Source organism: Novosphingobium sp. MMS21-SN21R, from assembly GCF_031846015.1.
Classification (GTDB): Bacteria; Pseudomonadota; Alphaproteobacteria; order Sphingomonadales; family Sphingomonadaceae; genus Novosphingobium.
In genome coordinates this window covers 304,594-319,261 of the sequence record NZ_JAVRDU010000003.1, presented here as the reverse complement: position 1 = coordinate 319,261, position 14,668 = coordinate 304,594, and the positions used below count along the sequence as shown (strand labels likewise).

Here is a 14,668-nt window from a genome sequence, read left to right as displayed (position 1 = left end):
GGACGGTCTGGCTTCAGGCCACCAGCGCGTAATCAGACAAGTCTGGTGCGCGCATCACTTCGACGAAGTGGTCATAGCTCCACGGCCACACTTGCGGCACCCCATTGGCATCAAGATACCAACTGCTGCAGCCCGATGCAAAGACCGTTCGCATCGCATCCTTGTTGCGCGCCGCTTCATAGGTTTCGAGCGCAGCCTCTGTCGGGGCGACGGCCTTGGCTTGGCCGGACCGGACAAGGTCGACCAACTGTTCGAAATAGGCCCACTGCTTTTCGGCAATATCGATCAGCGAAAAATTGCCGACAGGGCCGGTCGGGCCATTGAGCAGGCACAGATTGGGGAAGTGCGGGATGGTGACGGCATAATAGGCGCGCGGACCCTTTTTCCAGAATTCGTCAAGATCCATACCACCTTCGCCATAGAACTTCATGGGCCGCACAAACTTGCCGACGTCGAATCCGGTGGCAACAGCCAGCACGTCCAGTTCGTGGAACGTGCCATCCTTCATGCGGATGCCGGTGGCCTCGACGCGCTCGATCGCCTTGTTTTCAAGGAATACGGTGGGTTCCTGCACGGCGTTGTAATAGTGGGCTGAAAAAATCATGCGCTTGCAGGCCGCGCGGTAATTGGGCCGCAGCTTTTCCTTCAACTCCGGATCGCGAATGCTTTCTTCCAGATTCTTTTCCACGATTTCCTGAATTTCGGAAAGTTCGGGCGAATCCATGTCGATGATCGCGGCGGTGAAACGTGCCTTGCGCGCAGCGGCATCCGGGCCGTTGCGCACGGCTTCGATCTTTTCGGGATCATCGCGGAAGGCCTGCTTTTCAGCTTCGGTATATTGCAGGTCGGGGCAGGGCATGATCCATTGCGGTGAACGCTGGAAATGGACAAGGCGCGCCGCGCGCTTGGCAAGTGCCGACACGATCTGCACTCCGGTTGATCCATTGCCGATCACGCCGATGCGCTTTCCATCAAGCGGCACCGAATGATCCCAGCGCGCGCTGTGGAACCACGGGCGCTCGAAATCCTCCAGGCCAGGAATGGCGGGCACGCTGGGGTGATGCAGCACGCCGCTGGCGGCCACCAGAATGTCCGACGAATCGGTATCGCCCGCCTTGGTCGTCACGTGCCAGCGGCCATCGCGCCAGTCGCAGCGTTCGATTTCGGTGTTGAAGCGGATATAGGGCAGAAGGCCATAGCGCTGCGCAATGCCTTCGAAGTAGGCCTTGATCTCCGTCCCCGGCGCATAGAACGCGCTCCATTCCGGGTTGAGCGCGAAGGAATAGGAATAGCTGTGCGCAGGCGTGTCGCAGGCAAGGCCCGGATAAGTGTTTTCACGCCAGGTGCCGCCTGCCGAAGCGCCCTTTTCATAAATGACGAAGTCGGTCTCGCCGCGTTCGAGCAGCTTGATTCCGGCAAGCATGCCCGCCATTCCGGCGCCAATGATGATGGTGCGAAGGCTCTTTTCGGCCATGATACAGGTATCCTATCGTTTTATGTGCGAAAGCCGGTTTCCCACCGCCAAGGCCTCTCAAGCTGCAACGGGTTGCAAGGGCGCGGCATCGGGATAGCGGCCAAGGCACAGGAACAGCGCCGCCGAAAGCAGGCACAATGGAATTGCGGCCCACAATGCGGGGGTATAGCTGCCGGTCGCATCATAGACGGCATTCAATGCCACTGGCCCGTTGCCGCTGGCAAAGCCCAAGCAGCCGCCAATCGTGCCAAACAGGAAGCCGAAGTTCTCCCGCCCGAAATAGCGCGATGTAAGGTAAGCGACGATATCGAGTTCAGCGCCAAGCGAGAAGCCGAAGATCAACACCGCAATCGCGGCTGCAACAATCGATCCGGGCAACGCGATCAGCAGGAAAATCGCCACAATCGGCATCGATACGCAGGCGGCCGCAATCAGACGCCCGTCCATCCGATCCAGCAATGAACCAATGGCAAGGCGGCCGAAAATGGCCGTGAACCCGACCAATCCTGCGATCCATGCGGCATCCCCGCGTGCAATGCCGCTGGCAGACAATACGGGAACAATGCTGACCACCATCGTGACGACGACCAGCGCAATGCTCACGCCTGCGACGAGCAGTACCGGAAAGCGCCATGACAGGATGCCGCTTTGCCAGACCGAGGCACGGACTACCGGAGCTACCTTTTCAGTTCGGCGGGTGCGGTCGCGATCGACCACGCTGGTAAAGAAGAACCAGATCAAGGGCATGGCAATCACCAGCCAGATCGAACCGAGGCCGACCCACGCCAGTCGCCAGCCGAATGCCTCGATCAACGAGTGCGTCATCTTGGGAACCACGATGGACGCAAGGCTGCTACCGCACAAGGTTACGGCCAGCGCAAGACCGCGCCCGGCTGAGAACAGGCTGGTAACCGCTGCAGTCCAGACCATCGGTTGAACCAGCACGATGCCCAAAGTCATTGGCAGCCACAGCAGCCGCCAGTGCCAGATGTCCGGCCCGGTTTGGCTGAACAGCGCGATTGATCCGCAAATTGTGAAAACCGCTGCAATGCCGATTCGCCGGGGGCCATAGCGATCTACCAGAACGCCCATGAACGGGGCGCAGATAGCGGCGATAGTCGCGGCAATCGAATGGCCGGACATGATCTGCACCCGGCTCCACCCAAATTCGCGTTCGAACGGTTCGATAAACAGGCCGCTGGAGTAAGAAATGATCGACGCCATAGCCATGCCTGCGCATGCTGCCATGACCACCGTCCAGTTTGCCCGCCATTCGGCCGCCACGTTGCCTTCAATTCTCGTGGACACCGGCATCCTTCCCAAATTCTTGCGCTATTGATTGATTACGCTTCAGGCATTGCATAATGACATCAGACCCGCTTGTCTCGACAAATGGCATGGCGACGCAAGATGTTGGAGAACAAAGGTGCCGAATTCGACATGGCTGGCCAACGCTGCCGACCCGCTTGCACAACGCATGCTGGGGCCAGACGGCACGCACCGGTTGGAAACCGTCATGGTGCGCGGCATCCCGCAAGAAGTGTTTGCAGGCGCGCCGCGCAATCTTGCCGGGCTTTACTGGCAAGCGATGGAACATGCCGACAGTGTCATGGTCGTTCAGGATGGCCGCAGCCTGACATATGCTGACGGATTCGCTAAGGCTGGTGCGCTTTCCCATGCCCTGAAGACGCAATTCGGCGTTCGGCAAGGAACTAAGGTTGCGGTGGTGATGAGCAACCGCATCGAATGGATCGTCAGCGTTCTTGCCATCACCGCCATTGGCGGCGTGGCCGCGCTGGTCAACAGCCGCGGCGTTGCTGACGAAATGCTGCGCGCCATTGCCACCGCTCAGTGCGAACTGGCGATAATGGACGCCAATTGTGCCACAATCATCGCTGCTGCCCTGCCCGACCCCGAATGGCCGCGCATTGTGGTTGGTGATGCGTCGCTGCGCGTGGGCAAGGACGCCGACTATGCCGCCTTGACCGTGCCCCACGCCGACCAAGCCTTTGCACCTGAGCAATGCGATCCTGACGCAGGCGGCATCGTGCTGTTCACATCGGGCACCACCGGTTTCCCAAAGGCCGCGCTGCTGAGCCACGGTGCGCTGGCACATTCGGTGGCTATCGCCTGCTTCATGGGGCTGGTGCAGGATGCCCGCTATGAGGAGGAAACTGGCGAAGTCCTACCCGCAGACCGCCGCTCGATGACAACGCCTGCCGTCATTCTGGGGCCGATGTTCCACCTGTCTGGCATCATGCCGATCTTTCGCGCGATCAGCCTTGGCACGACCATCCACATCATGACCAAGTGGAACGTCGATATCGCCTTCGATATGATCGAAACGGTGGGCATGTCGCGCCTGTCATTTGTGCCTGCGATGCTGTGGGATATGCTGCGCAGCCCGCGCGCCACGCCCGAAACGCTGGGGAAAGTCGCGTACATGGCCAATGGTGCGGCTGCGCTCAACCCCACCTTGCTGGCCGAAATTCGCAAACGCATGCCCAATTGCCTGCTGTCCAATACCTATGGCCAGACTGAAACGACGGCGTGGACCTGTTCTATCAGCGGCGCTGCCTATCTGGCCAATCCCGGTTCGTGCGGCTGGCCTGCCCCGGGTATCCGGTTGTCGGTCCGCCGGGATGACGGTAGCGAAGCCGCTATCGGTGAGGCGGGCGAGCTTTGGGTCAGCAGTCCGGGTTTGATGACCGAATATCTAGGCGATCCCAAGGCCACTGCGGAAACCTTGAAGGATGGCTGGCTGGCATCAGGCGATATTGCCATCATCGACGAGAGCGGCATCGTCACGATTGTCGACCGGAAGAAGAACATGGTCATCTCGGGCGGCGAGAACATCTATTGCGCCGAAGTGGAGCGCGTGCTGGCCGATCACCCGGCCGTGCGCGATTGCATCGCCTATGGCCTCCCCGACGAACGGCTTGGCGAACGCCTTGCTGCGCATGTGGTGGTGAGCGCCGAGGCGACGGTAACCGAAGATGCAATCAAGGCGCACTGCCGCGATCATCTGGCTATATACAAAGTGCCACGCGTGGTGGTGCTATCACTTGATCCCTTGCCGCGAACTGCATCGGGCAAGGTGGATCGCGGCAAGTTCCTGAAGCAAGTCAGGCCCGCATAATCCGCACCAGAAGCGGATCGGGACAATGAGAGAGGATAGCAGGATGGGCGGCATAACCTTCGACGAGGTTTTCGATTTTGTCGTGGTCGGCAGCGGTGGCGGGTCCATGTGTGCCGCGCTGGTCATGCGCAAGCAGGGCAAAAGTGTCGTGATCCTCGAAAAGACCGATCTGATCGGCGGCACGACCTCGCGTTCGGGCGGGGTGATGTGGATACCCGACAACCGCTTCATGAAGCAGGACGGGGTGGCTGACAGTCCCGAACAGGCCATGCTTTACATGGAGGCCACTGCTGGCCAGTCTGTCGATGCGCCCGGATCGACGCTGGAAAAGCGGCAGGCCTATGTGGCCCATGCGCCCCGGATGATCGATTTTCTGGTCGAACAGGGCATAAAGCTGCGCCGTGCGCCATCATGGCCTGACTATTACGATGACCGGCCCGGTGGCTCGGTGCCCGGTCGCACCGTTCTGGCCGACCTGTTCGATGTCAACGAACTGGGTGAATGGAAGCACAAGCTGCGTCCCAACTTCATGTCGATTCCGGCTTATCACAGCGAAGCGTTCGAGATTTCGACGTTCAAGTCGTCGCTCAAGGGCAAGCTGATGATGCTCAAGGTCGGTCTTCGCGCAGCGGCGGCAAAGATAACCGGCAAATCGTGGACGCAGGCAGGTGGTGCGCTGCAGGGGCGGATGTTGCAGGCCTCGCTCAACGCCGGAGTGGATCTGCGCGTAAACAGCGCGGTCAAGGGTTTCATCATGCAGGACGGCGCGGTGAAAGGGGTCGTGATCGACAGGGATGGCCGTGATTGGCGCATCGGCGGGCGGCTTGGCGTTCTGGTCAACGCCGGTGGCTTCGCCCAGAATCAGGCCATGCGTGACAGGTATATTCCCGGCACATCGGTGGAATGGACCGCAACCACGCCGGGCGATACCGGTGAGATGATCGAGACGATGGAAGGGCTTGGCGCTGCGCTTGCCCAGATGAACGAACGCGTGGGCAACCAGATGACCATCCCGCCGGGCGCAGCCAACACCAACGGGCAGGGCGTGGATCTTGGCCGCGTCAGCGGGCAGATGAACTACTCCAAGCCGCATAGCATCGTGGTGGACCAGTCCGGCGTGCGCTACATGAACGAAGGCGGTTCCTACATGGCCTTCTGCCAGAACATGCTGAAGCGCAACGAAACCGTGCCAGCGATACCAAGCTGGTGGATTTCGGACGAACAGAGCATGCGCAAGTACCTGTTCTGCGGCACGATGCCCGGCACGAAAAAGCCGCAGGAATGGTACGACAGCGGGTTTCTTGTCCGTGCTGATACAGTTGCCGAACTGGCCGCAAAGATCGACGTTGAACCCGCCGTGCTTACCGCCACGGTTGACCGTTTCAACGATGCGGTCCGTCTGGGCCGCGACGACGAATTCAAGCGCGGCGCAAGGGCTTATGACGAATGGTTGGGCGACCACTATCACCAGCCTTCCAACACTCTTGGCACCATCAAGGAAGGCCCATTCTACGCGGCCAGGGTTTGGCCGGGCGATGTCGGCACGTATGGCGGAGTGGTAACCGACGTCCATGCGCGGGTTTTGCGAGAGGACGGCGCGGTCATCGAAGGACTCTATGCCACTGGCGTATCCACCGCCTCGGTGATGGGGCGCTTCTATCCCGGCGCAGGTTCCAGCGTCGGGCCGTCGTTCGTGTTCGGCTATCTTGCGGCAAGGCACGCTGCGAATGCTGGCAATTCGCTCTGACCGTGCAGGAGTTGGTTCATGAAAGAATGAACCTATGCTATTGCAATAATTCCGGCAAGTATTAGTGCAAGGATAGCAAGCCCGGATGACATGAGGATTCCGGGCTGGTTCCACGCAATGACCATGTCGAATGACAGGTGTGCGCTGGGGCAGGGCGATCAGGATGCGAGGAGCAAGGCTGTGGCATTGGCGACGAATTACGATACCGAGGCATTGAAGGCTCTGGTCAGCGACCGCGCCGCACTTATCAAGAACCTCGAATCAGCCGATACTGCGCCGTTGCTGATGGTGCTTGTTCACCTTGGTGGCGATCCGGCGTGGCTTGAGCTTGTAGGCCAGTATATCAAGGGGCCGTGGAGCTTCCATGATGAAACCCCGGCTGACGTGAAGGCTGAAATGCGTGAGGCAGTGGCCGATGTTCTGGCCGACTATGCCGCAAGCGGAAAGTCGCTGCCAACTTCACTGCCGACCTACCTGTTGCCGCGCATGCTCAAGGCCTGCACCGGTCAGGACGTGCCGCCGGAATACTTCCCGATGGTCGATGAGGAAATGGACCTTGCGGGCACCGATCCCAAGACCGTCCACTGGCGCAGCACGCCCGATCCAAAGCGCCTGGCCGATTTTCAGGTGCTGATCGTCGGTGCGGGCTTCTCGGGCATCGGCATGGGGATCAAGCTCAAGGAAGCGGGCATTCCCTTCACCATCATCGAAAAGAACGATGAAGTGGGCGGGACATGGTACGAAAACACCTATCCCGGCATCGGTGTTGATACCGCCAATCACTTCTATTCGTATTCGTTCGACAACAACAACGACTGGGACCACTTCTTCGCGAAGGGTGACCAGATCGAAGCCTATATCAAGCGCAATGCCGATCGGCACAATCTGCGCGAATTCATCCGCTTCAACGAAGAAGTGCTGACGCTGCGCTGGGATGAACCAAGCCAGCTTTGGCATGCGGAAATCCGTGGCAAGGACGGCGTGGTTTACAAAGCCACCGCCAATGCCGTGGTCAGCGCCGTGGGCATGCTTAACCGGCCCAAGGTGCCCCCGATCAAGGGGCTTGAAACCTTCAATGGCCCGGCATTCCACACTGCGCGCTGGGACCATTCGGCAGACTATGCGGGCAAGCGCGTCGGCATGATCGGCACGGGTGCGTCAGGCATGCAGGTTGGCCCTGCCATTCAGCCTGTGGTCGGCAACCTGACCATCTTCCAGCGTTCGCCGCACTGGGCGATGCTCAACCCGCTGTACTTTGAAACCGTCACGGATTCAAAGAAGTGGGTGCTGAACAACATCCCGTTTTACACCAAGTGGTTCCGCTTCCAGCTGTTCTGGTCATCATCAGACACGTTCCACCACAACCTGAAGGTGGATCCGAACTGGCCGGACAAGAAGCACACGCTCAACGCCAACAACGCGGAAATCCGCAAGCAGCTTGAAGCGCATATCGCCAATGAAGTGGGCCACGATCCCGAATTGATCCGCAAGGCGACGCCGGACTATCCGCCTTATGGCAAGCGCATGCTGCGCGATAACCACTGGTATCGCATGCTGACCAAGCCCAACGTCGATCTGGTCGATGATCAGATCGATCACGTTGAACCCGAAGGCGTTGTGACGGCGGACGGCAAGCTGCACCCGTGCGATATTCTGGTGCTGGCCACCGGATTTGAAACGCGCCGGATGCTTTGGCCGATGCAGATCGAAGGACGCGGGGGTGCAACCATCCTTGAGCGCTGGGGCGATGAAGACCCGCGCGCGCACCTTGGCATCACCGTGCCCGAATTCCCGAACTTCTTCGTGATCTATGGCCCGAACACCAATCTGGCGCATGGCGGCAGCGCGGTGTTCCATTCCGAATGCCAGATCCGTTACATCATGCAGGGCTTGCGCGAACTGATCGAAAGCGGCCACGCGGCGCTTGAAGTGAAGCCTGAGCCGTTCTGGGATTATCAGGAAAAGGTCGATGCCGCGCACCGCGAACTGGTGTGGTCACACCCCGGCGTTACCAGCTGGTACAAGAACGGCGCGGGCCGCGTTCACGCTGCTTCGCCTTGGCGTCTGGTCGATTACCGGAACATGACTGAAGTGTTCAAGCCCGAGGAATACGAGTTTACCCCGGCGGTTTGATGCCGGGGAGGACGAAAAGCGGAGGGAGACGATCGTGGCTGGGCGAATGAACGCACGCAAGGTGCTGATTACCGGTGCTGCCAGCGGCATGGGCCGGGAAATTGCGCGCCTGTTCGCCGCAGAGGGCGCATCGCTCGCCCTGCTTGATCGTGACGAGGCGGGTGTCGCTACTGTTGCGACAGACCTGGGCGCACAGGGATACGGTTGCGATGTAACCGATCGGGACAGCGTCAACCGCATCGTCGCGATGGCAGGCGATACGTTGGGCGGCATTGATGGCGTGATCAACGCAGCCGGAATTCTCGACATTACGCCCTTCGTCGATCTTGATCCCGCCAGTTGGGACAAGATGATCGCGGTCAACCTCACCGGCCCGTTCAACATCATCAAGGCCGCGCTGCCTTATCTGACAGCGGCTGACGGTGCCACCATCGTGAACATCGCATCGGTCAGCGCACTGATGCCGATGCCGGGGACGGCCGGCTATTCCGCCAGCAAGGCGGGTGCGGCGATGTTCACCAAATCCATCGCGATGGACCTTGGGCCGCGCATCCGCGCCAACACCATCTGCCCCGGCGTGATCAAGACCGAAATGACGCGCTACTTGTGGGAAAACCCCGAACATACCGCCCGCGCGGCTGAACGCGTCGCGCTCAAGCGGCTCGGCGAGACGAGCGACATTGCCAAAGCGGCGCTGTTCTTCTCCACCGACGATTCAGGCTTTACCACTGGCACTGAACTGCCGGTCGATGGCGGTTTCAGCTGGCGTTGAGGGTAGCGGCCTGACTGTTTTGACGGCGCAGTACGCTTTTACCCCCAAAGCAGCGGCCACAACACCATCAGCAAACCGACGATGCTGACGAGGAACACCATCGTTCGCACTTTGGGTACGCCAAGGCCGTAAAGCGGAAGGTAAACGAGCCGCGCACCGAGCCAAAGCCATCCGCCCAGCGCGGTCATTTCACTGGTCCTTCCGGCAAGCACGACGCCAATCAGGGCAACAATGGCCACCGGCAGCGTCTCCTGAAAGTTCTCCTGCGCCCGAACGAGCCTGCCCGCCACAGGATTGAGCGGGGGAAGCGCTTCATCGCGCGCACCGGTGTTCCAGGTGATGCCATACTGCTTGGTCTTGAATCGCCCGGCCACAAAAATATGAACGAGCAGGAGAAAGGCGCCCAGAGCGATAATGTGCAGTTCCTGCGGCATTCGATACTCCTTAGGCTTGTAGACTGGACAGGCGCGCGCGTTCAGAAGCCGTTCTATTGACGAACGGTGCTACGCAACCGCTTGGTCCGCGATTGCTTTGGCCATCACTCGCAAAACGTCTTTCTTGACCTTGCCCGAAGGGACGCGCGGCAGATCATCGACCAGCACGACATGTTCGGGGAACTTCTGGCGTGCCAGACCCTGTTCATCAAGGAAGCGGCGGATTTCGGGAAGGTCGATCGTCTGGCCATCGCGCGGGATGATGAAGGCGCAGCCCTTTTCCCCGGTGGCGGCGCTGGGCATCGCGACGATGGCGACTTCGGCCACGGCTGGATGGTTGAACAGGACATCTTCCACTTCCTTAGGGCTGATATTCTCGCCCGACCGGATGATGATGTCTTTCTTGCGTCCGGTGATGACGATGTAATCGTCGTGCACGATGCAGCCAAGGTCGCCCATGCGGAAATAACCATCGCCGATGAAGTTGCCTTCATTGTCGGCCGGGTGGACGTAGCCGAAGAACAGGCCCGGACCGCGCGCGATGATCTCGCCTTCCTGGCCGTGGGGCAGGGGCGTGTCGTCGACTGCATCAATGATCTTCAATTCTGCCGGATAGACGATTTCGCCATCGGTATCAGCGCCCAGTTCTGCTTGTTCGCGTTCCCGGATGCCCAGTGTTGCCGTGACCATTTCGGTCGAACCATAGCAGCGGAAAAACAGGCAATTGGGGAAAGTCTCGCTCGCCTTGCGGATCAGGTCCGGCGAAACCGTGGTTCCGCCGCAGAAGAACAGACGCAGTGACGCAATCGCTTCGGGCCTGCTGCTGGCGGTATCCAGCAATTGCTGCAGGAACGGCGTTGCCCCGCCATTGACGGTGCAGTGGTGTTCCTCAATCACGCGGATGCCTTCTTCGACGGTCCAGACATCCATCAGCACGCTGGCAGAGCCGTGAATCCACGTGAGGTCAAACGCCCAGAGCGCGCCGGTGATGTGCGTGACCGGCGATGGCATGAACACCACGTCTTCAGGGCCGATCTTCCACGCATCGCCCATCGCGCGGGCACGGTGATCATAGCTGTAGTGGGTGTGCAGAACGCCCTTGGGTTTGCCCGTGGTGCCCGACGTATACATCACCATCATCACGGCAGACGGATTGACCTTGGGCAGCGCCGCTTCGTCGGCAGCATCGTGCGCCAGTGCCATGTCCCACGTCAGCGGGCCGCCATCGCGGACGACTACAATGTCGCGCAGTTCCGGCAGGTCCGCCTGCAAACCCGCCAGCATTCCGGCATGATCGTGCTTGCGGAAGGTGCCGGGGACGAAGATCAGCTTGGAACGGCAGTCGGCAAGGATATAGGCCAGTTCGGATTCACGATAGATTGGCGGGATCGGGTTGATGACCAGCCCGGTCATGCGCGCGGCGAGCGCTATGACAGCAGATTCCACCCAGTTGGGTAGCTGGAAAGAAATCACGTCACCCGGTTTCAATCCGCGCGAAAGGAAAAACGCCGCCAGCTTCAGCGCCTTGTCCCAACATTCGCGCCGGGTCAGCCGCACATCGCCCTCGATCAACAGCAGGTGGTCGGGATCTGCCAACAGAGACTTGCGCGCAGCATCGACCAGCGTGGTATTGGTCCAGTGCCCTTCGGCCAAGTAGCGGTCTGCCAGCGGCTGTGACCATCGCGTCTGGAAACCGCTGGGGTCAGTGCGCAGAGTCCAATTCGTATCGGCCATTTCAACCATCCACATTCCGTGCTGCAGGCCCGGCGAGGAAGGGCCGAATAAATGAACTGCTACACGTGCATTAATCCCGGTTCATGCTGTTGCGCAAGCACGGGGTAATTGCAACACGCTATCCTGTCGCCCTTTTCAGCCAGTCAGGCCTGCAGTGTCGAGAATGCGCCCGATGTGCGCCGCTGCGCGTTGCAATCCGTGCGCGACACCTTCGGTCAACAAGCGTGGACCGATGATTTCAAGATCGAAGTATCCTGCGTATCCCGCATCAATAATCGCGGGGAGCAGGCGTTCAAGCCGAATGGCGCCGTCGCCCGGCACCGCGCGGCAAGGCAGGCCGCGATCACCGGGAACGTAGTCGCTCACCTGCACCAGCGAAGTCAGCGCTGTGGCTGCGACAAGTGCCATATCGATATCGGCATCCACCCAGCACGCAAACAGGTCATTGACCACGCCGATCCCCGCTGCGCGCGCCACAGTATGGCAATCAGTCAGCCGATGCACAATCGAAGCATCGGCATAGAGATGCGAGGTCGGCTCGATCCCCAGCGTAACTCCGGCTTGGCGGGCAAGGTCCGCACAGGGGGCAACGGCTTCGGCAAAGCGAGCCACCGCATCGCGCCAGTCAAGCGTGCCACGGCCACCAGTGGTCATCACGATGCAGGGCGCGCCAATTTTCGACGCTGTCGCAATAGATCGTTCAAGCCGCTCACGTGCTGCTGGGATCAGAGTGGGATCGGCAAATCCGAAAGCGCGATGGGTCAACGCAGCGCAGGCCAATCCCGCATCGCCGATTAGCCGCCCCGCCTGCGCGGGTGTTAAGGCGCCGAACTGGGCAACATCAGGGGTTATCGCGCCGGCACCGATGCGCGCAACAAGATCTACCTGTCGGTCCAATCCGGCAGGTTCCAGGCTCAACACGTTGATCGCAATGCGCCGATGCATGGCAGCGGCCAGTTCAGCCGGCCATCGGTGTGGATTGGAATACGACCATCTGCCAGACATCATCGTTGAGGCTCCAGGCCGCCGTCACCCGGTTGACCAGCGCCTTGTCCACACCTTCCACACGCACATCGGTGTTCATCCGGCCCGTCAGGATTGCTGCGGTTGCGGCAAGTGCGATAACCTTTTCCTCGGACCAGTTAATCGCAACGTATTCGATGCGCCCGGCGGCCATCTTGGCCATGTAGGCATCCTTGTCGTCCACTGCGCCGGTAGCGTGGTGGAATTGCAGACGCGGATCGAGCAGAGCGCCGAGCGCAATATTGTCGCTGGCGAGCATCGCGGCGCAGCGGGCCTGCTCCGCAGCCTTGATCGAACGGGTGATGTCTGCGCTCAACGAATGTCTCCTCAATCCTGCCCGGCAACCGATTCGGATGCTCTTGATATGTCCCTGCGCATAGCCTTTCGCCCCCATGCAGAAAAGGAAATGCAACGCGGGCATTGACTAAAAATGCGGATTGGCCAACCGATATCGCAAAGAGCGAATACCCGCCACGGAGCAGGAGATGGGCATGGCCAGATTTGCAGGTAAGGTCGCAATCGTCACAGGCGGTGCAAACGGAATTGGCGCAGCAGTTGCCGCGCGTTTGGCCGCTGAAGGCGCCAAAGTGATGATCGCCGACATTCAGGAGCCCGCATCCACATGCGATTCGGTTGCGTTCATCGAGACCGATGGAACTTCAGCCCGGCAGGTTGCTGCGCTGGTCGACGCCACTGTCGCCAAGTGGGGCAGGATCGACATTCTCGTCAATAACGCTGGCCTTGGCGCATTGTCCGAAACACCTGAAATGGAAGAGGAGTTGTGGGACAAGGTGTTCGCGATCAACACCAAAGCCATCTATCTGTTCTGCAAATACGCCATTCCCGTGATGCGCGCGCAGGGAGGGGCCATCATCAATGTCGCTTCGATTTCGGGCCTTGGCGGCGACTATGGAATGGGCGTCTACAATGCCTCGAAGGGGGCGGTGATCAACTACACCCGGTCGTTGGCGCTTGATTGCGCGCGCGATGGTATCCGCGTCAACGCACTGTGCCCGGGCCTGATCGAGACAGCGATGACCGCGCTGACGGTGGCCCGACCTGCAGATCGTGAAGCATGGCTTGGCCCCATTCCTCTGGCGCGTATGGGCAAGCCTGAGGAAATGGCCAGCGTCATTGCATTCCTCGCCTCGGACGATGCGTCCTACATGACTGGTTCCATCCTGACCGCAGATGGCGGGATCACATGCCACACCGGCCAGCCGAATGTCCCCGCGCGGCGCAAATTGCGGGAGCAGCAGGGGTGAACGCCGAAGATCCGCGCAAGCTCCACCCCTATCATCAGGCTATCATCGACGCGAACCGGGCGGCAGGCAGGCCGTACTTTCACCAGTTGTCTCCGGCTGCAGCGCGCGAACTGCTGCGCGCCGGGATCGCGGCTGCGCCCAAGCCGACTGACCTGCCCGATCTGGCAAGTGTGACAAATCGCGAAATCGAGGGGCCGCTCGGCCCGATTGCGGTGCGTATCTACCAGCCGCTGGGCGAGCCGGTTGGCACGTGCGTGTTCTTCCACGGTGGTGGCTGGGTGATTGGCGATCTGGACCAGGTTGACGCCACATGCCGCCGCCTTGCAGGGAAATCTGGCTGCACGATCATCAGCGTCGATTACCGCATGGCCCCTGAACACAGCTACCCGCATCCCCTGAACGATTGCTGGGCGGCACTTGAATGGGCCGCCGCAGCGTTCAGCGGACCTTTGCTGGTGGCAGGAGAAAGTGCGGGCGGCAATCTGGCGGCGGCGTGTGCGATCCGGGCGCGGGATCGTGGTGGTCCGGTTCTTGCCGGACAACTGCTGGCCTATCCGGTGACGGATCACGATTTCCAGACGCTGTCCTACCGGGAGATCGGTGGACGCAACTGGCTGCTGTCCACGGCGGATATGCGGTGGTTCTGGGATCATTACTGCCCTTTAGGTGTCGATAGGTGCAGTTCGGAAATCTCGCCCTTGCACGTCGTGGAAACGCGCGGACTGCCGCCTGCGATGGTCGTGCTGGGAGAGTTCGATCCGCTACGCAGTGAAGGGCTGGCCTACGCGGTCCGGCTTGCCGATGGTGGCGTGCCCGTTTCCCTGCGATGCGATGCGCAGATGATTCACGGATATCTGGCCGCCGCCGCTGCGATTCCTGTCGCTGCAGCGGCGCTTGGTGATGCGGCGCGATGGCTGCGAGAATGCGCCGAATACAAGGTCTGACAG

The 14,668-nt window shown here is 60.3% G+C and carries 12 protein-coding genes; 6 read left to right on the top strand and 6 right to left on the bottom strand.

The window, feature by feature from the left end; all coding sequences use genetic code 11:
• Positions 1–13 precede the first annotated feature (13 nt).
• Positions 14–1,474 carry an NAD(P)/FAD-dependent oxidoreductase gene (locus RM192_RS17690; protein WP_311508967.1) on the bottom strand — a complete coding sequence of 487 codons (1,461 nt, stop codon included), beginning with the start codon at positions 1,472–1,474 and terminating at the stop codon, positions 14–16.
• 57 nt (positions 1,475–1,531) lie between these two features.
• Complete coding sequence (locus tag RM192_RS17685) at positions 1,532–2,782, bottom strand: MFS transporter (RefSeq protein ID WP_311508966.1); 1,251 nt, start codon at positions 2,780–2,782, stop codon at positions 1,532–1,534.
• Positions 2,783–2,900: 118 nt separating this feature from the next.
• Here RM192_RS17685 and RM192_RS17680 point away from each other — a divergent pair, with 118 nt between their 5' ends.
• The 4 genes from RM192_RS17680 to RM192_RS17665 all read left to right on the top strand — a co-directional run bounded on the left by RM192_RS17680 (position 2,901) and on the right by RM192_RS17665 (position 9,265).
• Positions 2,901–4,613 (top strand): class I adenylate-forming enzyme family protein, encoded by a 1,713-nt coding sequence (locus tag RM192_RS17680; protein WP_311508965.1) that lies wholly within the window; start codon positions 2,901–2,903, stop codon positions 4,611–4,613.
• A 43-nt stretch (positions 4,614–4,656) separates the two neighbouring features.
• On the top strand, positions 4,657–6,360 hold the full coding sequence (locus RM192_RS17675; protein ID WP_311508963.1) for an FAD-dependent oxidoreductase: 1,704 nt from the start codon (positions 4,657–4,659) through the stop codon (positions 6,358–6,360).
• A gap of 117 nt (positions 6,361–6,477) precedes the next feature.
• Positions 6,478–8,493 (top strand): NAD(P)/FAD-dependent oxidoreductase, encoded by a 2,016-nt coding sequence (locus RM192_RS17670; protein WP_311508962.1) that lies wholly within the window; start codon positions 6,478–6,480, stop codon positions 8,491–8,493.
• Between the two features lie 46 nt (positions 8,494–8,539).
• On the top strand, positions 8,540–9,265 hold the full coding sequence (locus RM192_RS17665; RefSeq protein WP_311508961.1) for an SDR family NAD(P)-dependent oxidoreductase: 726 nt from the start codon (positions 8,540–8,542) through the stop codon (positions 9,263–9,265).
• A gap of 38 nt (positions 9,266–9,303) precedes the next feature.
• On the opposite strand, the gene RM192_RS17660 is transcribed toward RM192_RS17665, so the two are convergent.
• The 4 genes from RM192_RS17660 to RM192_RS17645 all read right to left on the bottom strand — a co-directional run bounded on the left by RM192_RS17660 (position 9,304) and on the right by RM192_RS17645 (position 12,772).
• Positions 9,304–9,699, bottom strand: a complete 396-nt coding sequence (locus tag RM192_RS17660; protein ID WP_311508960.1) for an MAPEG family protein — start codon at positions 9,697–9,699, stop codon at positions 9,304–9,306.
• A 69-nt stretch (positions 9,700–9,768) separates the two neighbouring features.
• A complete protein-coding gene (locus RM192_RS17655) occupies positions 9,769–11,433 on the bottom strand; it encodes an AMP-binding protein (RefSeq protein WP_311508958.1) in 1,665 nt (554 codons plus the stop codon).
• Between the two features lie 135 nt (positions 11,434–11,568).
• The gene (locus RM192_RS17650) at positions 11,569–12,330 is read right to left on the bottom strand and encodes a sugar phosphate isomerase/epimerase family protein (protein WP_311508957.1); all 762 of its coding nucleotides are present in this window, start codon (positions 12,328–12,330) and stop codon (positions 11,569–11,571) included.
• Between the two features lie 61 nt (positions 12,331–12,391).
• Positions 12,392–12,772, bottom strand: coding sequence for a nuclear transport factor 2 family protein (locus RM192_RS17645; protein WP_311508956.1), 381 nt, complete (start codon positions 12,770–12,772; stop codon positions 12,392–12,394).
• Between the two features lie 175 nt (positions 12,773–12,947).
• Between RM192_RS17645 and RM192_RS17640 the strand changes: the two genes are divergently transcribed.
• Together RM192_RS17640 and RM192_RS17635 are read left to right on the top strand one after the other, a co-directional pair.
• The gene (locus RM192_RS17640) at positions 12,948–13,721 is read left to right on the top strand and encodes an SDR family oxidoreductase (protein WP_311508955.1); all 774 of its coding nucleotides are present in this window, start codon (positions 12,948–12,950) and stop codon (positions 13,719–13,721) included.
• Positions 13,718–14,665 (top strand): alpha/beta hydrolase, encoded by a 948-nt coding sequence (locus RM192_RS17635; RefSeq protein WP_311508954.1) that lies wholly within the window; start codon positions 13,718–13,720, stop codon positions 14,663–14,665. The genes RM192_RS17640 and RM192_RS17635 overlap by 4 nt, the downstream gene beginning before the upstream one ends.
• The last annotated feature ends 3 nt before the right edge of the window (positions 14,666–14,668 follow it).